We start from the raw sequence: 23,743 nt of genomic DNA on the forward strand, positions 1-23,743 counted from the left end.
GAAGACGCGATCGGTGGGGGGTCGAGAACCGCGGCGTCGCGCGCGAGCTCGCGCGCCCGGCGGACGGGGGGGCGCGCACCGCCCAGCGGGGGGGGGCGGGGGGCCCCCACCCGCGGGCCCCCCCCCCCCCCCCCCCCGCGGCCCCCCGGCGGGGCCGCCCCCCCCCGCCGAGGTCGACAGGCGGGCGCGGGACTGCGACATCCTGGGGCAGGCGGCGCGGCCGCAAGGTGCAAGAAAGGACATCACGATGAAGGATCGATTGACCGGGATACTCCCCGTGGCGCCGACGCCGTTTTACGCCGACGGTCGCGTCGACGAGGAAGGGATGCGCCGTGTGCTCGATTGCATGATCGACCAGGGCTCGGACGCGATCTGTATCCTTGCCAACTACTCCGAACAGTTCGTGCTGTCGGACGCCGAGCGTGCCTTGTTGACCCGTTTGTGCCTGGAACACGTCGCCGGAAGGGTGCCGGTGATCGTCACGATCAGCCATTTCTACACCGGGATCGTGGTCGCCCGCGCGCGCGAGGCGCAGGCGATGGGCGCGGCGATGCTGATGATGATGCCGCCCTACCATGGCGTCGGGCTGGTGCCGCCCGAGGCGCGGATCGTCGAGCATTTCCAGGCGGTGTCGGACGCGGTGACGATCCCGATCATGGTGCAGGACGCGCCGTTGTCGGGCGTGACGCTGCCGGTGCCCGTGCTGGCGCGCATGGCGCGCGAGATCGAGAATGTCAGCTACTTCAAGATCGAGACGCCCTTTGCCGCCGACAAGCTGGCGGCGCTGATCGCGGCCGGGGGCGCGGACATCATCGGGCCGTTTGACGGCGAGGAGGCGGTCACGCTGCTGGCGGACCTCGATGCGGGCTGCACCGGCACCATGAGTTCGGCCCTGTTTCCCGAACAGATCCGCCCCATCGTGACGGACTACCTGGCCGGCAACGCGCAGGCCGCGCTGGCGCAATGGGCGCGCTGCCTGCCGCTGATCAACCACGAGAACCGCCAGTGCGGGCTGCGCGCGACCAAGGCGGTGATGATGGCGGGCGGGGTGATCGGCTCGGACCACGTGCGCCATCCGCTGAGTCCCCTGTCCGACCGGACGCGGGCGCGGCTGTTGCAGCTGGCGGGGGATCTCGATGTGATCGCGCTGCGCTGGGGCAACTGACTGGCGCCGCCCGCGGGGTCACGCCCCCGGCGCCTCCAGCTCTTGCAGCAGGGCAAAGACCTGGGTCCGCATCCAGCGGGCGAGGGGGGCAGAGTCCGCGCGGCGGTGCCAGATGCCGACGATCTGCGCCGGGGGCAGCGGCATTGGCGGGGTGAAGACCCGCAGGCCCAGGCTGGCCGCCACCGCGCGCGCCAGTTGCAGCGGCACCAGCGCGATCAACTCGCTGGCAGCGACCACCCGGCAGACGCCGGAAAACACCGGCACCGTCATCGCCACCCGCCGGGCGCGCCCGACGCGCGCGAGGGCCGCGTCGCCCATGGCGCTGAGGTTGCCCTCGGGCGAGAACAGCACGTGGGAGAGGGCGCAGAAGGTGTCCATCGGCATCGTGCTGCCCTCCTCCAACCCGTCCAGCGCAGGGTGACCGGCCCGCGCGATCACCACGAAGGGGGATCGGAACAGCGGCTGATGGGCGATCCAGCCGGGCAGGGGCGTGTCCGGGATCAGCGCCAGGTCCGCCGGGTAGTGCTCGAGACTGGCGACGTAGTCCTGCGGCACCAGGTCCACCAGTTGCGCGCGCAGGCCCGGTGCCTCGCGGCTCAGCAGCGCGCCCAGCCGGGGCATCAGCAGTTCGGCAAAGAAATCGCTTCCTGCGATGCGAAACGAACCCTCCGCCGTGGCGGGGTCAAAGGCCTGCGGCGGCGCAAGCAGCGCCTCGATCCGCGCCAGTTCATCAGCCAGCCCGTCGCGCAGCGTCTCGGCGTGGGAGGTCGGCACCAGCCGGTTGCCCTGCCGCACGAACAGCGGATCGCACAGCGCGTGCCGCAGCCGCCCCTGCGCGCCCGACACCGCCGGCTGCGACAGGCCCAGACGTGCCCCGGCCTTGACCGTCGATCCGTCGCGGAACAGCGCATCCAGCACGCGCAGCAGGTTCAGGTCGAAGGTGGCGAAATTCATCTGGCCGATAGCCTTTATCCCAAACGGCGATTTGAACGATACCCTGATGCCCTGCTAGGCTGGATGTCAACGAAGGCGCCTTCGGCCCCCCGTGACCCGCTGAGGACCGACACCATGAAAGACCTTGCCTCCCAGACCGGCACGCTGGCGTGGGATGGCACGCTTTACCGCACCCTGCTGCGCTCCGAGGACAGCGGCGGCGCCCTGTCCATCGTCGACAGCCTGTCCCCTGTCGGCAGCGGCCCGCCGCGCCATGTCCACCATGCCGAGGACGAGACATTCGTCATGCTCTCGGGCACCTGCAAGCTGTGGATCGCCGGGCAGGAGCGGCTGGCCGGGCCGGGCGACAGCGTCTTTGTCCCGCGCGGCACCGAGCACAGTTTTGTCGTCGTCGGCACCGAGCCCAGCCGACACCTGGTGATCCTGACGCCGGGTGGCTTCGAAGGCTTCTTTGCCGAAATGGCGGCGGGCCAGCTCCGCATCCCGCAGGACATGGCGACCATCGGCGCGGCCGCCGCGCGCCACAACCTCAGCTTTACCGGACCACCACTGGAGCCGCAGTCATGACCGATACGCCGACCGTCTACCATATCCCCGTCTGCCCCTTTTCCCAGCGGCTGGAGATCCTGCTGGCCCTGCGGGACCAGCAGGACGCCGTCCGCTTCGAGGTGGTCGACATCACCCGCCCGCGCGATCCCGCACTTCTGGCCAAGACACGCGGCACCACGGCGCTGCCGGTGCTGGAGACGCCGGGCGGGGTCATCCTCAAGGAAAGCCTGGTGATCCTGCGCTACCTCGACGAGGTACTGCCGGGGCCGCGCCTGCGCCGCGCCGATCCGCTGGAACACGCGGTGGAATCCATGCTGATCGTCAAGGAAGGCCCGTTCACGATGGCCGGCTATCTCTGGGTCATGAACCAGGATCCCGACGCACGCGGGGCGCACCGCGACAAGATGCTGGCGCTCTACCGCGACCTTGACGGTTTCCTGCGCGCGGAGGGCGCCGGGGGGCCGTGGCTGTTCGACGAATTCGGCCTGGCCGAGGCGGTTTTCACGCCGATCTTCATGCGGTTCTGGTTTCTCGGGTATTACGAGGGGTTCGACCTGCCCTCCGACGATGCCTATGCCCGGGTGCGGGACTGGCGGGCCGCCTGCATGGCGCATCCCGCCGCGCAGCAGGTGACGGAGGAGCAGATCGTCAAGCTTTACCACGATTACGCGCTGGGTGCGGGCAACGGCGCGTTGGTGCCGGGACGCAGCGTGTCGAGCTTTGCCTTCGATCCGCCCTGGCAGGACCGGCCCTGGCCGCCGCGCGACAAATACGCCGGGACGGCGACCGACGCGGCGCTGGGGTTGCTACGCCTCGGTTAGGGCAGGTTTGAGGGCGATGGCGCTGATGAAGAGGATCGCGCCGTAGAACGTCCCGTTGGCCACCCGCAGCGCGGTCTCGGCCTTGAACCCCGAGGCAAGCTCGCCTCCGCATTCGCCCGCGCGTTCCGCCGCGTCCACGCTCCGGGCCATGAGCGACTCGATATAGTCGGGCCGGTCGGTCTGCACAAAGCCGTGCGCGGTGCTGCGCAGCCCCTCGAACCCGGCGTCTGCCAGAAGGCGGGGAAGCCGGCGCATGATGTACGGATCGTGGATCAGGTTGCGCTGGGCGGCTTGCATGACCGCCTGCAACGGGTCCCTGTCGAACAGCGCCACGGTGTTGGTCGCATAGTCCCCGTCAAAGATCGCCAGGGTGCCGCCCGGTCGCAGCACGCGAAACGCTTCGGCCAGCGCGGCCTCGGGCGCGTCGAGGTGCGAATAGACCGTATGCGCCACCACCACGTCAAAACCCGCGTCGGCCTGTCCGGTGGCGACAGCATCGCCAGGAACGAAATTGACGCCGTCGCGGTGCGCGAACCGCTGGCGGGCGCGGGCGAGCAGGCCCGGAGACGGATCCACCGCTGTCACCTTCGCCGGACCGGCGGCCTCAAGCAGCAGTTCGGTGCTGGCGCCGTTGCCGCAGCCGATCTCGAGGAACTCGGCCCCGTGCGGCAGCGCGCCCATGTAGCGGGCGCAGATGTCCCGCATGGCGGGGTCGTTGGCGCGGGCATCCATCGACGTGGCGATGGCGTCCAGCATCGTGTCGGGCTGGTCGGAAATTGTCAGGTAGAGGTCGGGCATGGCCTGTCCTTTCCGCCTCAGGATAGAGGCAAATGCCACGTCTGTCAGGAAAACACCCGTTGCGCCGGTAGGGCGAAGCCGTGCCCGCCGGGTCCGCAACGCCGGCACTGGGGAAGGACAGCACATGCCCGCGATGACCGAGCGTTCACTCGGTGGCCGATCCTGCGGTTTGGGATGCCGATCCTGCGGCTTGGGATGTTCCTGGCCCCATAAGCCGCCCGCGCGACTGAGTCCGCTGCGCGCGGCCCCGCTTGCTCTGACCTTTCGGGAACCTCAGGCCGGCTCTGTCGCGTTTTCCAGCAGGCAGGCGACCTTGCGCCCGTCCCGCGTCACCAGCGGCGGGCGGATCGTGGCGCAGTCCGGTATCCGCTTGGGGCAGCGCGACTGGAACAGGCAGCCCGCGGGCAGGTCCATCGGGCTGGGCAGGTCGCCGGTCAGCAGTTGCGGCACAGCCTTGCGGCGCGGATCGGGTACCGGCACCGCCGACAGCAGCGCCTGCGTGTAGGGGTGGCGCGGTGTCGCCACCAGGTCAGCCGCCGGGGCCATCTCCATCATGCCGCCGACATACATCACCAGGATGTCGTCCGAGATGTGGCGGACCACGCTCAGGTCATGCGCGACAAAGATCAGCGTCAGCTCCATCTCGGCCTGCAAGGCCCGCAACAGGTTGATCACCTGCGCCTGGATCGACACGTCCAGCGCCGACACCGGCTCGTCGCACAGCAGGATCTGCGGCCGCGACACCAGCGCGCGGGCGATGCCGATGCGCTGGCACTGGCCGCCGGAAAACTCGTGCGGAAAGCGGTTCATGTTGGCCCGCGCGATGCCCACGCGATCCAGCATGGCCTTGACCGCCTCGCGCCGTTGCTCGGCACCCAGGTCAGGGCGGAAGTAAAGCAGCGGTTCGGCCACGATCTCGCGAATGGTCATGCGCGGGTTGAGCGAGGCCATCGGGTCCTGAAAGATCATCTGCATCCGGCGGCGCAGGCGTTGCAGGTCGGCGCGGCTGCGGTAGTTCACCTGCTGCCCGTCCAGCGTGACTGTCCCCGAGGAATGCGGCCCCAGCCCGGCGATGGCGCGGATCAGGGTGGACTTGCCGCAGCCGGACTCGCCCACGATGCCCAGCACCCGGCCCGGCATCAGGTCAAAGCTGACGCCGTTGACCGCCCGCAGCAGGCGCGGCGGCGACCAGGGAAAGCGTTTGCCCCGGTGCACGGGAAAGGTGACGTGCAGATCGTCTACCGAGAGGATGGGCGTGGTCATGTCAGCTCCTCCACCGGGCGCAGGCAGGCGCGGCCACCGACGAGTTCGGGCAGGGTGGTGTGGCAGGCGTCGACCGCATCGGCGCAGCGCGGCGCAAAGGGGCAGGCCCTGGGCGCGGCGGTCTGGCTGGGCGGGCTGCCGGGGATCGCCGCCAGGTCCGTGCCGCCGTCGGTGATGCGCGGCACCGCGCGCAGCAGGCCCCGCGTGTAGGGGTGCCCCGGCGCATCGAACAGCTGCAACGTGGGTGCGGCCTCCATGATGCGCCCGCCGTAGAGCACCACGGTGTCGTCGCAAAAGCCTGCCACCACGCCCAGGTCGTGGGTGATCAGCAGGATCGCGGTGCCCATGTCGCGCTGGATCTCGTCCAGCAGCGCCATGATCTGCGCCTGCACGGTGACGTCCAGCGCGGTGGTCGGCTCGTCCGCCAGGATCAGCCGCGGCTTGCAGATCAGCGCCATGGCGATGACGATCCGCTGCCGCATCCCGCCGGAAAACTCGTGCGGGTAGGCGTGCAGGCGATTGCGTGCATCGGGGATGCGCACCGCGTCCATCACCTCCAGCGCGCGGCGGCGCGACTCCGTGCGGCTGGTCCCCTCGTGTAGTTCCACCACCTCGCCCAGCTGGCGTTCGATGGTCATGTAGGGATTGAGCGAGCTCATCGGGTCCTGGAAGATCAGCGCGATCTCCCTGGCGCGGATGCGGTTCAGCTGCGACTGCGGCAGGCCGATCAGGTTGCGCCCGCCGTAGAGGACCTGGCCCTCGGTCTCGGCGTTGCGGGCCAGCAGCCCCATGATGGCCAGCGCGATCTGGCTCTTGCCCGATCCGCTCTCGCCGACCATGGCCAGTTTCTGCCCCTCGGCCACGTCAAAGCTGACGTCGTTGACAGCGTGTACCTTGCCGTCGCCGGTGCGGAAGCGGATCTTCAGGTTCTGGACGGACAGCAGGGTCATCGCCGGTCCTTCGGGTCGAGGGCGTCGCGCAAACCGTCGCCGATGTAGTAGAGCGAGACCTGCGCGATGACGAAGAAGGCCGCCGGAAAGGCCAGCTGCCACAGCGTGCCGAATGTCATGGTCTTGGCCCCTTCGGAGATCAGCGCGCCCCAGCTGGTGTTCGGCTCCTGGATGCCGACGCCGAGGAAGGACACCAGGCTTTCGGCCATGATCACCTCGGGGATGACGATGGAGGTGTAGATCACGATCACCCACAGGATGTTGGGCGCCAGGTGCTTGAAGATGATGGCGAGGTCGGACATCCCCAGCATCCGCGCGGCATCCACGAATTCGCGGTTCTTCAGCATCATGACCTGGCCGCGCACGATCAACAGGCCCGAAGTCCAGTTCACGATGATGATGACCAGGATCATCTGCGACAGCGAGCGGCCAAAGAAGGCCTGCCAGACCACGAAGAAGATGATGTAGGGGATCGAGATCCAGATGGTGTAAAAGCCCATCACGATCTGGTCGAACTTGCCGCCGAAATAGCCCGCCAGCGCGCCGATGGTGGCGCCCAGCAGCACCGCGATGGGCCCGGCGACAAAGCCCACCATCAGCGAGGTGCGCGAGCCCTGCACGACGCGGGCGTAAAGGTCGCGGCCCAGTTCGTCGACGCCGAACCAGTGGCCGTTTTCCAGGCTGGGGCCGCCCTCGGTCTTGATCAGGCCCAGCAGGTTCCAGTCGATCTCCTCGTAGCTCCAGCGCGCAAAGGCGTGGCCGAAGACCGCGAACAGCACGAGGCCGACCAGCATGAAGACCGAAAAGACCGCCAGCCGGTGGCCCAGGAAACGGCGCCCGGCGTCGGCCCAGAAGGACCGCGAGACGACCATCTCTCCGGCCACGGTCTCGGCGAACTCGGGCGAATTCAGGCGTTTGCGGGCGCTGGTCACAGGTTGCTCCTCACCTTGGGGTCGATCCAGGCGTACATCAGGTCCAGCATCAGGTTCAGCGTGAAGGTCAGCAGGCTGTAGAGGATCGCGAGACCCAGCAGCATGGCGTAGTCGCGGCTGTAGGCGCCGTCGATGAAGTCCTGGCCGATGCCGCCGGTGGAAAAGAACACGTCGATGAAGACGGACCCGGTGATCATGTAGACGAACACCGGCCCCATGTAGGTCAGCGTCGGCAGCAGCGCCGGTTTCAGCGCGTGGCGCCAGATGATGGTGCGCTGCGGCAGGCCCTTGGCGCGGGCGGTCAGGATGAAGGGGGCGTTCAGCACCTCCAGCATCGAGCCGCGCGTCAGCCGCGCGACGCCCGCCATGTAGGAGGTGCCCAGGGCTATGGCCGGCATGACGATGTACTGCCATTGCCCGCCGTTCCAGCCGCCGCCCGGCAGCAGCCCCCAGGACAGGGTGAACAGCAGCACCAGGATCGGCGCCAGCACGAAGTTGGGAAAGATCTGGCTGAAGATGGCGAGGCCCGTCATCGCGTAGTCCCAGAAGCTGTTCTGCTTCAGCGCGGCGATGATGCCCAGCGCGATGCCCAGCACCAGGACAAAGACCGCCGACCAGAACCCATAGGTCAGCGTCACCGGAAAACCCTGCGCGATCACGTCGTTCACCGTGCGGTCCTTCTGCGCGAAGGAGGGGCCGAAGTCGAAGTGAAAGACGATGTTCTTGATGTAGGTCCAGAGCTGCACGTACAGCGGATCGTCCATGCCGTAGCGTTCCAGCACGTTCTGCATGACGGCGGGCGGCAGCGGTTTTTCCGAGGTGAACGGCCCGCCGGGGGCGAGTCGCATCAGGTAGAAAGAGAAGATGATCAGCACCAGCAGCGTCGGGATCACCGCCAGCAGGCGGCGCAGGGTGTAGTTGAACATGACAACCTCGCAAAGCCCTCCGCCCGAGCGGGGCGGAGGGCCTGTCGGTTCGGGAAACCGGGGTTACTCGGCGACCTTGTAGAGGTCCTTGGCGTACCAGGTCTGCTCGACGTTATCGACCGGCCAGCCCTTGATCGAGCTGTCCAGCATCATGTTGGTCGAGTAGTGGTAGATCGGGATCACCGGCATCTCGTCGGCGAGGATCTGCTCGACCTCCGAGTAGAGCGGGTTGGTGTTCTGCGAGGATTTCGCCTGGGCCATCAGCTCGTCCACGCGGGCATCGTTGAACTTGCCGTCGTTGTAGCCCGACTGCGAGGTCAGGAGGTCGAGGAAGGTGGAGGCCTCGTTGTAGTCGCCGCACCATGCACCGCGGGCCAGTTCAAAGTTCTGGTTGCCGCGGGTTTCCAGGAACACTTTCCATTCCTGGTTCTCCAGCGTCACCTCGATACCCAGCTTCTGCTTCCACATCTGGCTGGCCACGATGGCGATCTGCTGGTGCGCGTCGGAGGTGTTGTAGAGGTAGGTGAAGGACAGCGGCGTGCCGCCCGGACCATAGCCCGCCTCGGCCAGCAATTCCTTGGCCTTGGCGTCGCGCTCGGCCTGGGTCATGTTGGCATAGGCCACCTCGGGGATCTCGAAGCCGTCGGTCGCACCGGGGGTGAAGGTATAGGCCGGGAACTGGCCACCCTGCAACACCCGCTCGACGATCACGTCGCGGTCCAGCGCATAGGACAGCGCCTGGCGCACACGCGCGTCCTGGAACGGCTCGGGGCCGCTCTTGAGGTTGAAGGTCATGTAGTAGTTGCACAGGCGGGGCAGGGCATAGGCCTCGTCAGGGAACTCTTCCTTCAGGGTGGGGTACTGGCCGGTCGGGATCTCGGTCTTTTCGACCTCGCCCGCGCGCCAGCGGGTCAGGGCCTGCGCGTCGTCGCCGATGACCAGCGTCACGACCCTGTCGAGCACGGTCTTGTCGTTGTCCCAGTAGTTCACGTTGCGCTCGCGCACGGAACGTTCCTTGGGCACGTGCTCGGTCAGGACATAGGCGCCGTTCGACACGATGTTGCCGGGGCGGGTCCATTCGGCGCCATGCGCTTCGATCGCCCATTTCGGCGCCGGGAAGGTGGTGGCGTGGCTGACCATCTTGGCGAAATAGGGCAGCGGCTGGCTCAGCTTGACCACCAGCGTGTGGTCGTCGGGGGCCGAAACGCCCAGGTCGGTGATCGGCTTTTCGCCGGCGATGATCGCCGCGCCGTTCTCGATCGACATCAGCTCCATGTACCAGGCGTAGGGCGAGGCCAGCGCCGGGTCGACCGCGCGCTGCCAGGCGTAGACGAAATCGCCCGCCGTCACCGGCTTGCCGTCCGACCACTTGGCATCGTCGCGCAGGGTAAAGGTGTAGGTCATGTTGTCGTCGCTGACCGAATGGCTCAGCGCGACGCCGGGGACGATCTCGCCCTCGGCGTTCTGGTTGTAGAGCCCCTCGAACAGGTCGCGCACGACCTCGGAGCCGTTCACGTCCTCGACCACCTGAGGGTCGAAAGACGAGAATTCGTCAAGCACGCGGTAGGTAAAGACCTGCTCGCCTGCCAGTTGCGTGCCCTCGGGCACGTCGGCGGCAAAGGCTGCCGTCATCAGCGTGGAAGACAGCAGGATCGGGATAAGAAGTGAGCGATGTTTCATGAGACTCCCCTTTGTTCGGTTTCGGTCTGCGCGCTTTGTTGTTTTACGTTCAGCGTGCCCGAGATGGGAAGCCATGCAAAGCCTTTTCTGGGAAAGCGCAAGCCCGCCGTAAGGTCAGCCTGTTGCGACCCGTACAATCGGAGCGTGCGCCTACTCGGCGAGCGGGACCAGGCTGTGCGGCATCCCGGCCCAGAACCCGGCGAGATCCGCTGCGGTGCCCGCCTCGAACACCAGCGCGCGGGGGCCGCCCGCGGTGCGCGTCAGGCCCAGCGTGACCGCGCCTGCATCCAGAAACAGCATCTCGTCCGCTTGCAGCGATGCCGCCGGACCGTCCGGCTGCGCCAGCACCGCCGACAGTGTTTCCAGAAAGGCGTCCGTCAGCGCCGGGGCAGGGTGCAGCACCTGCGGGGCCGCGTCCGGGGTCAGGATCGCCAGCAGCATGTCCTCGGCCGCCTGCTGGAACCAGTCCAGCGGGTCGGGGACCACCGTCGTGAAAGGGGCGATTCCCAGCCGCGACAGCAGCAGGTCCGCGGGGAGTCCCGAGTGCAGGGGATCGGGCGGCGTGTCGGGCCGCGCGTGACGCACCTCCAGCACCTGGCCGCCGGGAAGGACGGCCCGCAGCCCATCGGCCAGCGCGTCGAGGTCCGCCGGGGTCAACGGACGCCCGCTGAGGCGGTCCAACGGTGGCGGGGCGTGCAGCAGGCGCAGCAGGTTGCCGCCCGCCGCTTCGGCCACCAGACAGGGCTGGTCGTCGGCGCGGACGGTCAGACGGCGCGGCGCGATGCAGCCGCGCAGGGCATGGGCCACAAGGCCCGCAGCCTCTTCGGGTGAGGCGGGGCAGGACAGCGGCGGGCGCGTGCCGTGCCCGGCGGCGCGGGCCAGCAGCGCGGCAAGCTCGGCTCGATCGCTCATGCCCCGGACTCCGCCTCAGTCCACAGTGCCTCAGCCGCGGCGATGGTGTCGGCGAGGTCCGAACCGGGGGCCACCAGGCAACACAGCGCCTCGTCCCCGCCGGCGGGCGCGCGCAGAAAGACCCGCGTGCCCGGCGCACCGGCAACACAGGCCAGCCGCGCCTGCAGTGGCGGACCGAGGTCGAACAGCGTGGCCGCCTCGGCGCAGAGCGCGTCAAGACGTTCCTGCCCCGGCCGGATCGCGGCATCGGAGGCCAGCACCGTGCCGGCCGTCACATCGACAAGCGCAACCAGCTCGCAGTCGGGACAGCGGGCGCGGAAACGGGCGAGGGCATCGGGTGTCATGGGGTCGGGCCTCCATGACAGGTAATGCCCCGGATCGGGTTAAGACCGCCTTACCGCGGGCTAATGCGGTCGCGCTTCGGCGCGCGCTGTCTCGCCGTCCGGTCGCGCGCGGGTGATGCGGCGCGGCACGATCTTGCCGGGGCGCGCCGCCGGAGCGGGCAGGGCGGCCGGCGCTGCCACGGGTTCCGGCGGTCGTAACGCGGCGGGCTCCGGCGGTCGCGATGCGGCGGGGCGCGGCGCGGGCGGCGGCGCCTCCAGCCCGTCCAGCGCGTGGCAGAGGAACTGCACCAGTGCCGCGGCGCCGCTGTCGGCCAGCGCCGCGTCATCGTCGCGCGCGGCCAGCGCCTGGGTCAGCGCGATCGGCAGCACCTCGCGGAACAGCGGCCCGGCCTCGGCCTTGACCCGCGCCAGCACGCGGGCGCGGTCACGCTCGGTCTGCAACTTGTCCCAGCGGGTGATCAGCAGCAGGCTCTTGGTCCAGAGCTGCGGCGGCACCTGTTCCCACAGCGCGGCCTCGGACTGGCGCCAGGCCTGGTTGGCGGGGGTGCACCAGATCACCAGGTCGACCTGCGGCAGATACTCCTGCCAGAAGTCCGGCACCATGTTCGGGTCCGAGGTGCCGGGCATGTCGATCAACTCGCAGGCGTGCAGCAGGTCCGCCTCCAGCGTGACCGAGATCATCCGCGTGTCGCCCGGGCGCACGCCGCGCCAGTCGTCCAGCGGCAGGGGCATCGCGTCGCCCTCGGCGGTGATCCTCTGCGCCTGCGGTGCGCCGGCGCGATACCAGACCGGCGGCAGCTGCGTCGCCGTGACCTGCACGGGCGAACTGTCCTGACCCAGCAGCAGGTTGGCCAGCGTGCTCTTGCCGGCGCTGAACTCGCCCATCAGGGCGATGCGGGGGGTGCGGTTCGGCGATGTCTCGGGGACGATGTGGGATGTCATGGCGCGGACCTCAGGGTGCGTTGCGGAGCGGGTGGACGCGGGCGGGCGGTGGCGGCCTCGCTGGCCAGGCCCAGCACGATGTCGCGCTGGTTCTGGACAAAGGCGGAGAGCGTGCCGCGCACCTCCTGCGCAAAGGGCAGGGCGCAGTCGCGTTCCAGCGCGGCGACGATGGGCAGGGTTTCCTCGTGGATCAGGTGGGCAAAGCCCTCGGCAAAGGCCTGGTAACCGCGCTGGCGGCGCCAGAAACGCGACCACCAGCTGCCGCGCAGGTCCAGCGCGATGGTCTGGCCCAGCCCCACCGGCGCGGGCGCCTGCGGCAGCGGCGGCGGGGCGATGGGATGCGCGCCCTCGGGCAGGCCGAAGGCGTGCTGGTAGAGCGCGCCGATGTCCGCCGCCGCCGCCTGCATGACCTCGGCCCCCGCCTTGCCCGCGCCCTGAGCAAAGACGGTGTAGGCGGTGCGCAACAGCATCCGCAGGCCGGAGGGGTCATAAGTCCAGACGTCGCCCTCTCCGAACTGTTCGAGGTGCTTGACCAGCGATCCGGTCGCCCGCCCCAGAAAGGCGCGGCGGGCATTGTCGGCACGCCCCGAAAAGGCTTCGTGCACCTTGGCCAGCCGCGATTCCAGCGCGGCGCAGGCGCGGTCCTCGATCTGGTCCAACTGCTGCGCGATCTCCTGCGGGGTCAGGCGCGCCTGGCGGACCCGCAGCGGCCCTTCCTGCCGCGCCACGCCCTGCGCGGCAAGACCCGCGCGCAGGTTGCCGATGGCGACCGACAGGCTGTCTTCCAGCCGCGCGCCGGCACTCTGCTCGATCCGCTCGGCGATGGCCTGGCCCAGGGCGGGCAGTCCCGAGAGATGCCAGACGATCTCTTGCGGCGGCAGGTGCGCCAGCCCGCCGTCGACATGCGCCTCGGCCCAGCCGACCAGCGCCTGCGCGCTGTCCGGGCCCAGCGAGTCGAAGGTGCCGGCCACCGCGTGCTGCGCCCAGTGGCCGCTGCCAAAGATCAGTTGCGCGTCCTGTGGTCCGTCAAAGGTCTTGAGCGTTTCGGTGATGCTGGCGCGGATCTCGGGGACCGCCGCCACCGGTTCTGCCAACTCGTCGATGCGATTGACAAAGATGATGACGTCGCGCGCCTTGACGTTCGAGATCAACCGGATCAGCCCGAGGTCGACCGAGGACAGCGCCTGCTGGGCCGACAGGACCACCACGCACAGCCGGCTGCCGCGCAGCGCGTTGATGGTGATCTGCTCGCGGATCATGAAGGTGTCGTTCACCCCCGGCGTGTCGCGCAGGCACAGGCCCAGCGGCAGGTCCGGTCCGGGGAACCACAGTTCGGCCGCGCGGGTGATGTCGGCAAAGCGGCCCTGTTCGCGGCTGCTGCCCGCCTCTTCCCAGAAATCGTCGCCCAGGCAGACGTAGCGCTGGATCAGCTCCTCGTCAAAGCTGTCGTAGTCGTGCGTCTGGCCCAGCAGCATCTGGAACTTGCGCCCCAGCCGCGCCTTGGACTTTTCCCGCATGGCGTCCAGCTGCGCACGGACCTTCTCCAGCTCGTCCTCGGCCCCGGCGCGGGCGGCGATCTCGCCCACGCGGCCGCCCTGGCGGATCAGGTGATCCCATTCCTCGTTGGTGAAGAACCGAAAGGCGGCGCGGCGGTCGGCCGGGCGGCCGCGCGGCTGGAGGTGCAGCGAGGTCACGACCGAGGTCCAGGGGTTCACGTCGGCCGGCAGCAGGCCGGACCAGCCGCACATCGCGTTGACCAGCGTGGTCTTGCCCGCCTTGACCTGGCCGATCAGCGTCACGCTGGGATCGAACTCGCGGATCTGGCGGCGCAGGTCGCGCGCCTGGTGCGCGATCGAGGCCTCGTCCGACTGGGCGATCTCGATCAGCTGCTTGTCCAGCAGGGCCAGGCGCCCGGCCAGCGGCTCCAGCCCGCCAAAGGCGCAAAGCGCCGCGCCGTCCGCCTGCGTGGCGGGGTCCGTCCTGTGCTGCCTGTCGTGCGTTGTCATCATGCTGTTCCCTGGTGTTCCTGTTGTGCTCCCGCGCCTCCTCACGCGGCGAGCCTCTCCTCGATGCCCGTCCTGACCTGCACCAGCAGCCGCGCCGCGTCCGTGACCTGCCCCGCGCCGCCCTCGATGCGCAGCAGCAGCGCCAGGTCACGCGCTTCGGCCACGTCGTCACCCAGGTCGGGCCAGCGGTCCGAGAGGTGCGAAAGATCGGCGCAGCGCCCGGCCAGGGTCTCGAAGACCTCTTCGAAGGCGCTCAGCAGCCTGTCCGGATCGTCCGCCGCCAGGGCCAGTTCCTGCCGCAGGTCCTCGGCCGCGCGGCGCAGCAGGTGCAGGAGGCGGCCGAGTTCGGCGCGCGCTTCCGGATCTGCTTCGGGTCTGCTGGCGGCGGCCAGCGGCACGACCTGCGGCGGCGGGGTCGGCTCCTTTGCCGGTTCGGCATGCGTGGCGGCGGCATGGCGTGCCAGGAACAACTGCGCTCCGTGCAGGTCCTGGGTCGCCGCTTCGTCGATGATATCGGCGAGGTGGGCCCTGAGCTTGTCCATGCCGCCCGGTTCCGCCGGGTCGATCCGAAAGGCGGTGTCAAAGCCGTCGTCGGTCGCGCGCAGGCGGGGCGGGGCCTCTGACCCGGTCAGCAGCAGGACGGCGTGGTTGCGCAGGCTGTCCGGCGCGGCGTGCCAGACCTGCCGTTCGGCCGGGTGCCAGGCGCGGCTGCACCACAGCAGGATATCGACCCGCGGCGCGGCCCAGCGCAGCCCGGCGGCCAGGTCCTGCGCCGAGTCGTCGGTGGCCAGCAGCAACAGCCGCCGCCCCGCCAGCCCCGGCGCGGGTGAGGTCAGGCGCAGGTAGACGGGCCGCTGCCGCAGCAGCGCCGCCGTCGGCGCGCCATCGACCACCAGCAGGCTGCTGTCCGCCAGCGTGGCCCTCAGACCGGGCCGGTCGCCTGGCAGGACCTCCAGCGTCGGCACGTCAAGCCGGGGGTCGGCCAGCGTGTCGCCGGCGAGTGCGTTCAGAAGCGCGCGCTTGCCCGCGCCGGGCAGGCCGACAAGGCCGATCCGGACCGGCGCGCGCAGCTTGTCGATCAGCGTCGTGCAGGTCGCGGCGGCGCGCGGCGACAGCGCGTCCCCGGCGCCCAGGGCCTGCAACCGGTCCAGGGTTTCGGTGCGGAGCGAAGGCAGCGAGGTCATAACCGCGTCCCCCGCGTCATGGCGCGCAGCCCGTCGCCCCAGGCCCCGGCCGCGCGGCCCAGGAGGCCGCGCAGCGGCAGGGCAAGGGCCGACAGCCGGGCGGTCAGCGGCGGGGCAGAGGGGGGGGCGGCGCTGACCCGGATCACCACGACCGACACATTGTCCTGATCCGGCGCGGCCTTGGCCCCGACGGCCGCCACCAGCGCGCGGGCGATCGCGGCGCTGCCGTGGCCGGCGTGACGCGCGACCAGTTTGGCGATCTCGGCCGACCGCAGCACGTTCAGCCCATCGCTGGCCAGCAGCACCGTGTCCTCCGCCCGCAGGGCCAGCGCCTGATCGGGGCAGTCGATGCGCGGGATCTGCCGCCCGGTGACGGCCGAGGTCAGGCAATGGCGGTGCGGATGGCTGCGCGCGGCGGACTGGTCCATCGCGCCCTGTGCCACCATCAGGTCCAGTTGCGCGGCCATCGAGTGCAGCTGGTTCAGTTGTTTCACGCTGCCGCCCCGGCACAGGTAGAGCAGGCTGTCACCGACCGAGAGCCAGCGCAGCCGACCTTCGTCCAGAACCACCGACACCAGCGTGCCGCCGGTATCGTCGCTGATGCAGCCGGCGCCGATGTGCTGGTGCAGGCGGGTGTTGGCGCTGTCCAGCGCGGCGCGGAACAGCGCGTCGCCGCCGCGCTGCGTCAGCGGCTGGCGTGCGGCGGACAGGAACAGCTCGCCGAACATCTCGCTGACCAGGATGCGGCTGGCCAGGTCGCCGTCGTCGTGCCCGCCCATGCCGTCCGACAGCACGGCGATGCCGGGACCTTCGCCGCCGGGGACATGCGCGATCAGCGCGTCCTCCTGGCGCTGGCGGTCGCCGATGTGCTGGGCCGTCGCGGCCTCGGCGACCAGCTCAGGCATCGTCGTCCCCGGCATCCGCGGCCCATGAAAAGCCACCGGTGCAGAAGGCGACAAAGCGCAACACGGTCTTGCCGATGCGGATGGTGTCGCCGTCGTTCAGGTCTTCGGTCGACAGCAGCGGCCGGTCGTTCAGCCGCACGATGTTGGCCTTGCCGCCATGGCCGACATAGGCGCGGTTGTCCTCGTCGTCGTAGGCGATGCAGAGGTGCCGCTCGCGCGAGATGGTGGCATCGCCGAAATCCAGCGACACGGTCTGGCCGGGGTCGCGCCCCACGGTCGACAGGCCCGCCGTCAGGGTGAACGACGCGCCGCGGCCCGGTCCGTCGACCACCACCAGCCAGCCGATCGGAAACCAGGGGTCCGATCCGGCGGCGGCCGAGGTTGCGGGCGCGGTGTCGAACAGGTCCTGGCCCGAGGCTTCGGCGTGAAAGCCCAGCAGCCGCGTCTTGACCCGCTGCGAGGCGGGGCGGGCAGGCTGCGAGGTGGCGCGCGGCGCGCTCATGGCGGCGGCGCTGCGCGCCAGCGCCGAAGCGGGGGCCTCGGGGGCCGGGGCGGTCGCGGGGTCTTCGGGGTCGATGTCCCAGATCCGCGGCGTGCCGGACGCGGCGGGCGGGGTGGCATCGGGTTCGTCGGACAGGTCCAGCAGCCCGCCGATGTCGTCGATCTCGGGTGCGTCCTGTTCCGGCGGCAGCCATTCCTGGCGCGGGCTGGGCCTGGGCCGTTCGGGGCGCGGTACGTGGTTGCGCGCGGCGCGGGCCGTTTCGAGGTCGCTGTGGCGGGGCGGGGTTTGCCGCTCCTGCGCCAGGCGGTCCTGCAACCGCTCCCAATCGTCCAGCGGTTCGGGGGCGTCCCTGTCGCCGGTGTCTTCGACAAGCGGACCCGAGACCGGCCGCCGTCGCGCGATGAGATCCTTGATGCCCCGCATGGTCTGGTGCCTCCGGTCAAGCGTTGGATTGCATGGATCGCCGTGCGCCGCGTCCCGACCAGGGCAGCAGCGCCGACAGCGAGAAGCGCCGCGTGCGCCGCGGTGCCGGTTCGGGGTCGTCGTCGAGATCGGGCGCGGCCTCGGCGGCTTCGGCGGCCTCGGTCTTGGCGGCATCGCGCCATTGCGCCGGGTCCTCGTTCAGGATGGCCCAGTACTCGCGTTCCTTGGCGCGCTTTTCGGCCTCCGGGTCGACGACCCGGGCCGGGCTGCGCCGGGCGTCGGGCCGGGCGGCATCGGCGGCGATGGCCTCGTGGTTGCTGGCCACCATCTCGGCGATCTTCATCTCGATCTCGCTGTCCACCGGCGCGCCCTGCGGCTGGAACGTGACCGAGGGCAGCCGCCCGGAGAGCGCCGCCAGCCAGTCGTCCGCGCTTTGCAGGCGATCCTTGGCGAACAGGTTCAGGCAGGTGTCGATGGCGCGCAACAGGCGGGCGTCATGTTCCGGATACCGCCCCGACAGCGGGCGAAAGGGATCGGGCTTCTGCTCGGCCACCGAGGCCAGGCGCAGGCTGCTGTGCGGCGGCGGGCGGCCCTCGATCAGGTGCACGAAGGTGGCGGCCAGCGCGTAAAGGTCGCTGGAGCGCGATTGCGCGCTGCCGGCGATATAGAATTCCTGCGGCGAGTAGCCGTCCTTGACCGTGTGGACACGCGACAGCACGCGGCTGGCCTGGCTGGCGCTCTGCCGCGCGGCGCCGAAGTCGATCAGCACAGGGGTGCCCAGCGTGTCCAGCAGGATGTTGTCGGGTGAGATGTCGCGATGCAGGATGCCGTTGCGGTGCACGTAGCTGAGCGCCTGCAACAGCAGCACCGCCAGTTCGCGGATCGCGGCCGGGTCCAGCGCGCCGGGGGATTGGTCGAGCAGGTCGAAGAGATCGGTGCCCTCGACGAAATCCAGCGCCATGTAGGCGGTCCCGTTGGCCTGAAAGATCTGGTGCACGCCGACGATGTTGGGGTGCTGAAGCTTGGCCAGCGCGCGCGCCTCTTTCTGGAACAGGTCGACGGCGCGGGTGAAATCCACGTCGAAGGCCTGCGACCGCAGGCGGACCGTCTCGCCGGAGCGGCAGCAGATCGCGTTGGGAAAGCATTCCTTGATCACCACCTTGCGGCCCAGGCTGTCGCGGGCGAGGTAAGTGATCCCGAATCCGCCGGAATTCAGGTATTTGTCGATCACGTATTGGCCATTGCACAGCGTGGTGCCGGGCGGCAGGCCATCACCGGTGACCCGCGCGGACTCGGCGGGCGGCATGGTCGACTGGTGTGTCATGTGCGGACCCTCCTTTCCATTCAGGCGGCGGACGGGCAGGGGCGGCGATGCGCCGGACCCGCGGCGTCCCGGGGTTCAGATGGCATGCGAATGTCGGCTGACGGGCGGTTGAATGAAGGCCAAAATACGTCGCTTTTAGACGATATATTTCAAGGGTTTGTCAAATTGAGCGCAGTTCGCCGCAGAGGCCGCGCCTGCCCCTCGGGACGGTGTGTCCGGGCGTGGTCAGCCCGTACCGGGCCGATCTTTGGCGCGTGCGTCCAGCCGCGCGAGCGCGTCGCGCAGCAGGTCCACGCGCACACGGTACTGGTGATCGGGCTTCACCGTCGCCGGCGTGTCGAGACCGAGCAACCCGAAGACCTGGTGCAAGTGTCGCCCCGACAGCTGCGTGTACTCCGGGTCCTGCCCGGTCAGCGCGTTGACCAACCGCCCGCCGATCCAATGAGCGCGCCTTGCCGCGTTCCCGGCCTCGTTGATCCGGACCTTGAGCACCTGCGTCAGCGCGGCGTCGTCGAGCGGGGGCAAGTCAGAGGCGCGGCGGGCCGGCGCAAGCAGGGACGCCAGGCGATCGGCACGGCCTCGGGGCCTGTTCGGGCCCTCACCGGTTTCGGGGTCCGGGAATGGCCGCCCTTTGCGCGCCATGTCGACCTCTCGGGATACCTGTGGAGTCCCCTGCGAGGATACACCGGGGCAGGGCGTTTGCCCAACTCCCTTTCCTTCTGCCGTCAGGGTCGGCCTGCGCCGCGCCCGCGCCGCAGTTTGAGCGCGATCAGGATGACCAGGATCAGCGCAGCCCCGGCAGAGGCGAACAGCCCCGACCAGTCGGTCACCAGCGCGGTCAACTCGTCCAGCCGCGTACCGAAGGCAAAGCCCAGCGTGATATAGGCGGTGACCCAGATCGTCTCGCCCGCCACGTCCCACAGGGTAAAGCGCCAGCGCTCCAGCCGGGCCGCCCCGGCGATCAGGTTGACCCAGGGGCCCAGCGGCGCGAACAGCCAGGTGGACAGGAACACGCCCAGCCCGCCCCAGCGGCGCACGGTCTCCTCCGCGCGGGCGATCAGTCCTGCGCGGCCGCTGCGCCGGGCGATGGCGGCGATCAGCGGCGGACCGCCCCAGCGGCCGAGGTGAAAGCCGGTCTGGTCCCCCGCCACGGCGGCCAGCCACGCGGTGCCCAGCACCTGCCAGAACACCAGGTCGCCGGCGGCGGAAAAGGCGCCCGCCGCCAGCATCACCACCGCCGTCGGGATGGGAAACGCGAGGCACGACAGAAAGGCCGAGGCCGCCACCACCCAGAGGCCATAGGTCGAGACGAGGGCGAACAGCGTCTCGGTCATGGGTGGGCCTCGCGGTGCGCGGCGATGGCGGCGTCCAGCGCGGCGATCAGGTCATCGAGCGGCACGCCACGTTCATCGGCCAGCTGTTGCAGCGTCACCCGGCGCCCCGATCCGTCACGCGGCAGCGCCAGCGTCTGGCCCACCAGCTCGGGCGGGACGTGCCAGGACATGGCCACGAAACGCGGGCTCATCCAGCCGGCCAGGGGCACGTCGCGGTGTTCCGGATCGCCCCAGTAGAGCGCCCCGAGCGCCAGCCGGACCGCGAAAAAGCCCACCAGCACCAGCGCCGCCACCAGGCCCAGCGTCAGCACCGGCGCCTCCTGCCAGAGGCGTTTCACGAACGACGGTTTGCGCGCGGCCATCTTCCTGTCCTCCTGCAACTGCCCATGGCTTGCGCGAAGCGGCGGTCAAAGGCAATCCCGGGTGCGGGAAAAGGCGATCCGCACGCAGCCGGTTTCCTCTGCCGCGCAGGAGGGGTACATATCGCCAAACGCCCCCCGTGGGCCCGTACTTTCGACCCCTACAGAGGACCGCAGACATGACACGCACCGGCGGACAGCTTCTTGTCGATTGCCTCGTCGCGCTGGGCGCGACCAAGAGTTTCGGCGTGCCCGGCGAAAGCTACCTTGCCGTGCTGGACGCGCTGCACGACACCGCCGGCCAGCTGGATTTCGTGCTGTGCCGCAACGAGGGCGGTGCCGCCTTCATGGCCGCCGCCTGGGGCAAGCTGACGCGCTCTCCGGGCATCTGCCTCGTCACCCGGGGGCCGGGGGTGACCAATGCCTCGATCGGCATCCACACCGCGATGCAGGACAGCGCGCCGATGATCGTCTTTGTCGGCCAGGTCGGCACCGACATGAAGGGGCGCGAGGCGTTCCAGGAAATCGACTACCGCGCGGTCTTTGGCAGCATGGCGAAATGGGCGGTCGAGATCGACCAGGTGGACCGCATCCCCGAGATCCTCGCCCGCGCGTGGAAGACGGCGCTGACCGGCCGCCCCGGCCCGGTGGTCATCGCGCTGCCCGAGGACATGCTGACCGATGTGACCGGGGTCGCGCCGCTGTCCGGCCCCGCCGACATCCGCGAACCGGCGCCCGACGCCGCAACCATGGAGGATGTCGCGCGCCTGCTGGCGGGATCGGAGCGGCCGCTGATCCTGATGGGCGGCTGCAACTGGACCGAGGCGGGGCAGGCCGCGCTGCAAGCCTTTGCCGAAGGCTCGGACATCCCGGTGGTCGCGGCGTTCCGTTTCCAGGACCAGTTCGACAACTTCTCGCCGGTCTTCGCAGGCGAGGCCGGGGTGGGCATGCCGCCGCACGCCCGCCGCCTGCTGACAGAGGCCGACACCGTGCTGGCGCTCAACATCCGCTTTGGCGAGATGACAACCGACGCCTACACGCTGTTCGACGTGCCCGAGCCGCGCCAGAAGATCATCCATGTCCATGCTTCGGACGGCGAGATCGGCAAGATCTACAGCCCCGCGCTGGGGGTGCAGGCCGGGCCGAACGCCTTTGCCGCCGCGCTGTCCCCGGTGCAGGCCGGCTGGGCGGACTGGCGGGCAAAGGCGCGGGCGGACTACCTGGCCAGCCTTGTCGCCCCGCCGCAGCCCTCGCCGGTGGACATGGCGGCCGTGATGGCGCACCTCGGTACGCAGGTGCCCGACGACGTGGTGCTGACCAACGGCGCGGGCAACTTCACCGTCTGGCCGAACAAGTTCTTTCAGTTCGGACCCAAGGCGCGGCTGCTGGCACCGCAATCCGGCGCCATGGGTTACGGCCTGCCCGCCGCCATCGCCGCCAAGGTGGCAGACCCCGCGCGCTGCGTGATCTGCTTTGCCGGGGACGGCGATTTCCAGATGAACCTGCAAGAGCTGGCCACCGCCCGGCAGGCGGGCGCGCAACCCATCGTGCTGGTGCTGAACAACGGCATCTACGGCACCATTCGCGCCCACCAGGAACGCAATTACCCCGCGCGCGTTTCCGGCACCACGATGGAAAGTCCCGATTTCGCGATGCTGGCGCAGGCCTACGGCTATCACGGCGAACGGGTCGAGACGACCGAGGATTTCCCGGCCGCCTTTGCCCGCGCCATGGCGTCAAAGTCCGGAGCCGTGCTGGACCTGGTGATCTCGGCCGAGGCGCTGACCCCGCGCGTCACCCTCAGCCAGATGCGCGCCGCGGCGCAGGCCAGGGCCAAGGGCTGAGGATCAACTGCCGCTCAGGGTCCGGCCAGCAGGCGCAGCACCGCGCGCAGGTCATCGCCTTGCAACACGGGGCGGGCGGGGCTGTCCTGCCGGTCCGGACCGCCCAGCAGGCTGTCGCACCAGGTGCCTTCGCAGAGGATCAGCTCGTGCCGGTCCAGCCGGACCTGGACCAGCGGCAGGGGCGGAGCGGCGCAGAGCGCGACCCCCGACAGGCAGGTCAGGTGGCGCGCGTCCACCAGGACCTCCGGCTGGCCAAAGGTCGCGCTCAGACGTTCGCCGCCGATCAGCAGGCGTTGACCGGGGGCCACCCAGAGACAGCGTTCCGGCATCCCGCGGCCCAGCGCGCCCTTGCGCAGCCGCACCGCGCGGCCCGACCCGGACAGCAGCGGCGCGGCGCGGCCGGTCCAGTCCACCGGCTGATAGCCGTTGTCGCGGGTCAGAACCCGATCGCCGGGGCGCAGCGCCTCGGCCGCCACCTCGCCGCGCAGGGTCTTGACCCGTGTGCCGCGCAACACGCCGATTTCCGCCGCCGGGACGGCGCGCACCAGCGACGCGCCGGTGTCGGCGTCGTCCACGGCTTCGGTGCGGAGTGTCTGAAATTCCCCGCGAAGGGCGCCTCGATCCATCATTGCCCCGGTTCAGTCTGCGAATTGCCGTTACAGACTGGAGACAATGCGTGGAGAAATCCTGCACGCCGCCCCGAAAAACACCGCGGATTCGACCCGGATTTTAACGAATTCGCAGCGGGTCAGGCGGACGCGCCGCCCGACAGTTCGGTGATCTCGCGCGCGGCCTGCGCCACGCGGCGGCCCAGGTCGTGGATCCGCTCGCCGTTGAAGCGCGCCGTCGGGCCGGAGACCGAGATGCCGGCGCAGGGCTCGCCCCGGTCGTTCAGGATCGCCGCGCCGATGCAGGACATGCCCGCATGGCGTTCCTCGCGGTCATGCGACCAGCCGCGCGCCGCGATGGCGTGCAGGTCGCTGGTCAGCCCCGACAGGGTGACATGGGTCTGCGCGGTGAAGGGCGTCAGCGGCATGTCCTCCAGCAGCGCTTGCAGTCGCTGCGGGCGCATCGCGGCCAGGATCGCCTTGCCGGTGCCGCTGGCGTGCATCGAGGTCCGCGTGCCGGGCGGAAAGAAGGCGCGGATCGGGTTCGGCGTCTCGACCTGGCCGACAAACACCACCTCGGTCCCGTCGGGCACGGCCAGGTTCGCGGTCTCGCCGGATTCGGCCATCAGGCGGCGCATCACGGGGCGGCCGACCTCGATCACGCTGTTGCGCTTCAGAAAGGCGGCGCCGGTGCGATAGGCCTCGATCCCGATGGCCCATTCCTGCCGCTCCTCGTCAAAGCTGACAAAGCGGTGCGCCTGAAGCGTGGTCAGGATGCGGTGCGTGGTGGCGGTGGGAATGTCGATCTCGCGCGAAAGATCGCTCAGCGTGTTGCTCTGGTCGCGCGCCAGCGCCACCAGCACGCCCAGCGCGCGGTCCAGCGCCTGCATCGTCCCGGCCGAGCTTTCCTTGAACTGCGATTTCGGCCGTCCGCGCGGGCGCTTGGGCGTGTCCATCCGCGAATCCCCCTTTGAAAAAGTTTTTCTCTGCATCTGCGAAGGTGAGAAGTGAGAAACTG

The 23,743-nt window shown here is 69.7% G+C and carries 24 protein-coding genes; 4 read left to right on the forward strand and 20 right to left on the reverse strand.

Annotated features, from left to right (window positions below; all coding sequences use genetic code 11):
• The first annotated feature begins 247 nt into the window (after positions 1 to 247).
• On the forward strand, positions 248 to 1,165 hold the full coding sequence (locus MAA8898_RS22830) for a dihydrodipicolinate synthase family protein (RefSeq protein WP_094023338.1): 918 nt from the start codon (positions 248 to 250) through the stop codon (positions 1,163 to 1,165).
• 18 nt (positions 1,166 to 1,183) lie between these two features.
• Here MAA8898_RS22830 and MAA8898_RS22835 read toward each other — a convergent pair whose 3' ends face one another.
• Positions 1,184 to 2,119 carry a LysR family transcriptional regulator gene (locus tag MAA8898_RS22835; protein WP_094023339.1) on the reverse strand — a complete coding sequence of 312 codons (936 nt, stop codon included), beginning with the start codon at positions 2,117 to 2,119 and terminating at the stop codon, positions 1,184 to 1,186.
• A 114-nt stretch (positions 2,120 to 2,233) separates the two neighbouring features.
• Between MAA8898_RS22835 and MAA8898_RS22840 the strand changes: the two genes are divergently transcribed.
• Both MAA8898_RS22840 and MAA8898_RS22845 read left to right on the forward strand, forming a co-directional pair.
• Positions 2,234 to 2,686 carry a cupin domain-containing protein gene (locus tag MAA8898_RS22840; protein ID WP_094023340.1) on the forward strand — a complete coding sequence of 151 codons (453 nt, stop codon included), beginning with the start codon at positions 2,234 to 2,236 and terminating at the stop codon, positions 2,684 to 2,686.
• Positions 2,683 to 3,489: a glutathione S-transferase family protein gene (locus MAA8898_RS22845; RefSeq protein WP_094023341.1), complete on the forward strand. Its 807-nt coding sequence runs from the start codon at positions 2,683 to 2,685 to the stop codon at positions 3,487 to 3,489. Before MAA8898_RS22840 ends, MAA8898_RS22845 begins: the two co-directional genes overlap by 4 nt.
• Here the strand turns inward: MAA8898_RS22845 and MAA8898_RS22850 are convergent.
• The 17 genes from MAA8898_RS22850 to MAA8898_RS22930 form a co-directional block, all read right to left on the reverse strand.
• Positions 3,475 to 4,287 carry a methyltransferase domain-containing protein gene (locus tag MAA8898_RS22850; RefSeq protein ID WP_176445289.1) on the reverse strand — a complete coding sequence of 271 codons (813 nt, stop codon included), beginning with the start codon at positions 4,285 to 4,287 and terminating at the stop codon, positions 3,475 to 3,477. The two genes, MAA8898_RS22845 and MAA8898_RS22850, sit on opposite strands and share 15 nt — an antisense overlap.
• Before the next feature lie 273 nt (positions 4,288 to 4,560).
• Positions 4,561 to 5,550, reverse strand: coding sequence for an ABC transporter ATP-binding protein (locus MAA8898_RS22855; protein ID WP_094023343.1), 990 nt, complete (start codon positions 5,548 to 5,550; stop codon positions 4,561 to 4,563).
• Positions 5,547 to 6,500 carry an ABC transporter ATP-binding protein gene (locus tag MAA8898_RS22860; protein ID WP_094023344.1) on the reverse strand — a complete coding sequence of 318 codons (954 nt, stop codon included), beginning with the start codon at positions 6,498 to 6,500 and terminating at the stop codon, positions 5,547 to 5,549. The genes MAA8898_RS22855 and MAA8898_RS22860 overlap by 4 nt, the downstream gene beginning before the upstream one ends.
• Positions 6,497 to 7,432, reverse strand: coding sequence for an ABC transporter permease (locus MAA8898_RS22865; protein ID WP_245853589.1), 936 nt, complete (start codon positions 7,430 to 7,432; stop codon positions 6,497 to 6,499). Before MAA8898_RS22865 ends, MAA8898_RS22860 begins: the two co-directional genes overlap by 4 nt.
• Complete coding sequence (locus MAA8898_RS22870; protein WP_094023345.1) at positions 7,429 to 8,358, reverse strand: ABC transporter permease subunit; 930 nt, start codon at positions 8,356 to 8,358, stop codon at positions 7,429 to 7,431. Before MAA8898_RS22870 ends, MAA8898_RS22865 begins: the two co-directional genes overlap by 4 nt.
• A 63-nt stretch (positions 8,359 to 8,421) precedes the next feature.
• The gene (locus MAA8898_RS22875; RefSeq protein WP_094023346.1) at positions 8,422 to 10,038 is read right to left on the reverse strand and encodes a peptide ABC transporter substrate-binding protein; all 1,617 of its coding nucleotides are present in this window, start codon (positions 10,036 to 10,038) and stop codon (positions 8,422 to 8,424) included.
• A 150-nt stretch (positions 10,039 to 10,188) separates the two neighbouring features.
• On the reverse strand, positions 10,189 to 10,950 hold the full coding sequence (locus MAA8898_RS22880) for a hypothetical protein (RefSeq protein ID WP_094023347.1): 762 nt from the start codon (positions 10,948 to 10,950) through the stop codon (positions 10,189 to 10,191).
• The gene (locus MAA8898_RS22885) at positions 10,947 to 11,294 is read right to left on the reverse strand and encodes a hypothetical protein (RefSeq protein ID WP_094023348.1); all 348 of its coding nucleotides are present in this window, start codon (positions 11,292 to 11,294) and stop codon (positions 10,947 to 10,949) included. Before MAA8898_RS22885 ends, MAA8898_RS22880 begins: the two co-directional genes overlap by 4 nt.
• Before the next feature lie 60 nt (positions 11,295 to 11,354).
• Positions 11,355 to 12,236, reverse strand: a complete 882-nt coding sequence (locus MAA8898_RS22890) for a GTPase (protein ID WP_094023349.1) — start codon at positions 12,234 to 12,236, stop codon at positions 11,355 to 11,357.
• On the reverse strand, positions 12,233 to 14,242 hold the full coding sequence (locus MAA8898_RS22895; protein ID WP_176445290.1) for a dynamin family protein: 2,010 nt from the start codon (positions 14,240 to 14,242) through the stop codon (positions 12,233 to 12,235). The genes MAA8898_RS22890 and MAA8898_RS22895 overlap by 4 nt, the downstream gene beginning before the upstream one ends.
• A gap of 41 nt (positions 14,243 to 14,283) precedes the next feature.
• Complete coding sequence (locus tag MAA8898_RS22900; protein ID WP_094023351.1) at positions 14,284 to 15,426, reverse strand: hypothetical protein; 1,143 nt, start codon at positions 15,424 to 15,426, stop codon at positions 14,284 to 14,286.
• Entirely contained in the window at positions 15,423 to 16,331 is a 909-nt protein-coding gene (locus tag MAA8898_RS22905; protein ID WP_176445291.1) for a PP2C family protein-serine/threonine phosphatase, read from the reverse strand. Before MAA8898_RS22905 ends, MAA8898_RS22900 begins: the two co-directional genes overlap by 4 nt.
• On the reverse strand, positions 16,324 to 17,256 hold the full coding sequence (locus tag MAA8898_RS22910) for an FHA domain-containing protein (protein ID WP_141194929.1): 933 nt from the start codon (positions 17,254 to 17,256) through the stop codon (positions 16,324 to 16,326). Before MAA8898_RS22910 ends, MAA8898_RS22905 begins: the two co-directional genes overlap by 8 nt.
• A 16-nt stretch (positions 17,257 to 17,272) precedes the next feature.
• On the reverse strand, positions 17,273 to 18,580 hold the full coding sequence (locus MAA8898_RS22915; protein WP_094023354.1) for a serine/threonine-protein kinase: 1,308 nt from the start codon (positions 18,578 to 18,580) through the stop codon (positions 17,273 to 17,275).
• A 225-nt stretch (positions 18,581 to 18,805) separates the two neighbouring features.
• Positions 18,806 to 19,105, reverse strand: coding sequence for a hypothetical protein (locus MAA8898_RS22920; RefSeq protein ID WP_141194930.1), 300 nt, complete (start codon positions 19,103 to 19,105; stop codon positions 18,806 to 18,808).
• Positions 19,106 to 19,305: 200 nt separating this feature from the next.
• On the reverse strand, positions 19,306 to 19,914 hold the full coding sequence (locus tag MAA8898_RS22925) for a DedA family protein (RefSeq protein WP_094023356.1): 609 nt from the start codon (positions 19,912 to 19,914) through the stop codon (positions 19,306 to 19,308).
• Positions 19,911 to 20,276, reverse strand: a complete 366-nt coding sequence (locus MAA8898_RS22930) for a hypothetical protein (protein ID WP_094023357.1) — start codon at positions 20,274 to 20,276, stop codon at positions 19,911 to 19,913. Before MAA8898_RS22930 ends, MAA8898_RS22925 begins: the two co-directional genes overlap by 4 nt.
• A gap of 176 nt (positions 20,277 to 20,452) precedes the next feature.
• On the opposite strand from MAA8898_RS22930, the gene MAA8898_RS22935 reads away from it, so the two are divergent.
• Positions 20,453 to 22,117, forward strand: a complete 1,665-nt coding sequence (locus tag MAA8898_RS22935) for a thiamine pyrophosphate-dependent enzyme (protein WP_094023358.1) — start codon at positions 20,453 to 20,455, stop codon at positions 22,115 to 22,117.
• Positions 22,118 to 22,131: 14 nt separating this feature from the next.
• Here MAA8898_RS22935 and MAA8898_RS22940 read toward each other — a convergent pair whose 3' ends face one another.
• Entirely contained in the window at positions 22,132 to 22,692 is a 561-nt protein-coding gene (locus MAA8898_RS22940) for a Hint domain-containing protein (protein WP_176445292.1), read from the reverse strand.
• A gap of 173 nt (positions 22,693 to 22,865) precedes the next feature.
• A complete protein-coding gene (locus tag MAA8898_RS22945) occupies positions 22,866 to 23,681 on the reverse strand; it encodes an IclR family transcriptional regulator (RefSeq protein WP_094023360.1) in 816 nt (271 codons plus the stop codon).
• Positions 23,682 to 23,743 lie beyond the last annotated feature (62 nt).

Source organism: Antarctobacter aquimaris, assembly GCF_900184945.1.
GTDB classification, from domain to species: Bacteria; Pseudomonadota; Alphaproteobacteria; order Rhodobacterales; family Rhodobacteraceae; genus Maliponia; species Maliponia aquimaris.

What these genes read in the sequence shown, in the direction of transcription:
- MAA8898_RS22830 (WP_094023338.1), top strand. Translation starts at nt 248, where the DNA reads ATGAAGGATCGATTGACCGGGATACTCCCCGTGGCGCCGACGCCGTTT.
- MAA8898_RS22835 (WP_094023339.1), bottom strand. Translation starts at nt 2,119, where the DNA reads ATGAATTTCGCCACCTTCGACCTGAACCTGCTGCGCGTGCTGGATGCG.
- MAA8898_RS22840 (WP_094023340.1), top strand. Translation starts at nt 2,234, where the DNA reads ATGAAAGACCTTGCCTCCCAGACCGGCACGCTGGCGTGGGATGGCACG.
- MAA8898_RS22845 (WP_094023341.1), top strand. Translation starts at nt 2,683, where the DNA reads ATGACCGATACGCCGACCGTCTACCATATCCCCGTCTGCCCCTTTTCC.
- MAA8898_RS22850 (WP_176445289.1), bottom strand. Translation starts at nt 4,287, where the DNA reads ATGCCCGACCTCTACCTGACAATTTCCGACCAGCCCGACACGATGCTG.
- MAA8898_RS22855 (WP_094023343.1), bottom strand. Translation starts at nt 5,550, where the DNA reads ATGACCACGCCCATCCTCTCGGTAGACGATCTGCACGTCACCTTTCCC.
- MAA8898_RS22860 (WP_094023344.1), bottom strand. Translation starts at nt 6,500, where the DNA reads ATGACCCTGCTGTCCGTCCAGAACCTGAAGATCCGCTTCCGCACCGGC.
- MAA8898_RS22870 (WP_094023345.1), bottom strand. Translation starts at nt 8,358, where the DNA reads ATGTTCAACTACACCCTGCGCCGCCTGCTGGCGGTGATCCCGACGCTG.
- MAA8898_RS22875 (WP_094023346.1), bottom strand. Translation starts at nt 10,038, where the DNA reads ATGAAACATCGCTCACTTCTTATCCCGATCCTGCTGTCTTCCACGCTG.
- MAA8898_RS22880 (WP_094023347.1), bottom strand. Translation starts at nt 10,950, where the DNA reads ATGAGCGATCGAGCCGAGCTTGCCGCGCTGCTGGCCCGCGCCGCCGGG.
- MAA8898_RS22885 (WP_094023348.1), bottom strand. Translation starts at nt 11,294, where the DNA reads ATGACACCCGATGCCCTCGCCCGTTTCCGCGCCCGCTGTCCCGACTGC.
- MAA8898_RS22890 (WP_094023349.1), bottom strand. Translation starts at nt 12,236, where the DNA reads ATGACATCCCACATCGTCCCCGAGACATCGCCGAACCGCACCCCCCGC.
- MAA8898_RS22895 (WP_176445290.1), bottom strand. Translation starts at nt 14,242, where the DNA reads ATGACAACGCACGACAGGCAGCACAGGACGGACCCCGCCACGCAGGCG.
- MAA8898_RS22900 (WP_094023351.1), bottom strand. Translation starts at nt 15,426, where the DNA reads ATGACCTCGCTGCCTTCGCTCCGCACCGAAACCCTGGACCGGTTGCAG.
- MAA8898_RS22905 (WP_176445291.1), bottom strand. Translation starts at nt 16,331, where the DNA reads ATGCCTGAGCTGGTCGCCGAGGCCGCGACGGCCCAGCACATCGGCGAC.
- MAA8898_RS22910 (WP_141194929.1), bottom strand. Translation starts at nt 17,256, where the DNA reads ATGCGGGGCATCAAGGATCTCATCGCGCGACGGCGGCCGGTCTCGGGT.
- MAA8898_RS22915 (WP_094023354.1), bottom strand. Translation starts at nt 18,580, where the DNA reads ATGACACACCAGTCGACCATGCCGCCCGCCGAGTCCGCGCGGGTCACC.
- MAA8898_RS22925 (WP_094023356.1), bottom strand. Translation starts at nt 19,914, where the DNA reads ATGACCGAGACGCTGTTCGCCCTCGTCTCGACCTATGGCCTCTGGGTG.
- MAA8898_RS22930 (WP_094023357.1), bottom strand. Translation starts at nt 20,276, where the DNA reads ATGGCCGCGCGCAAACCGTCGTTCGTGAAACGCCTCTGGCAGGAGGCG.
- MAA8898_RS22935 (WP_094023358.1), top strand. Translation starts at nt 20,453, where the DNA reads ATGACACGCACCGGCGGACAGCTTCTTGTCGATTGCCTCGTCGCGCTG.
- MAA8898_RS22945 (WP_094023360.1), bottom strand. Translation starts at nt 23,681, where the DNA reads ATGGACACGCCCAAGCGCCCGCGCGGACGGCCGAAATCGCAGTTCAAG.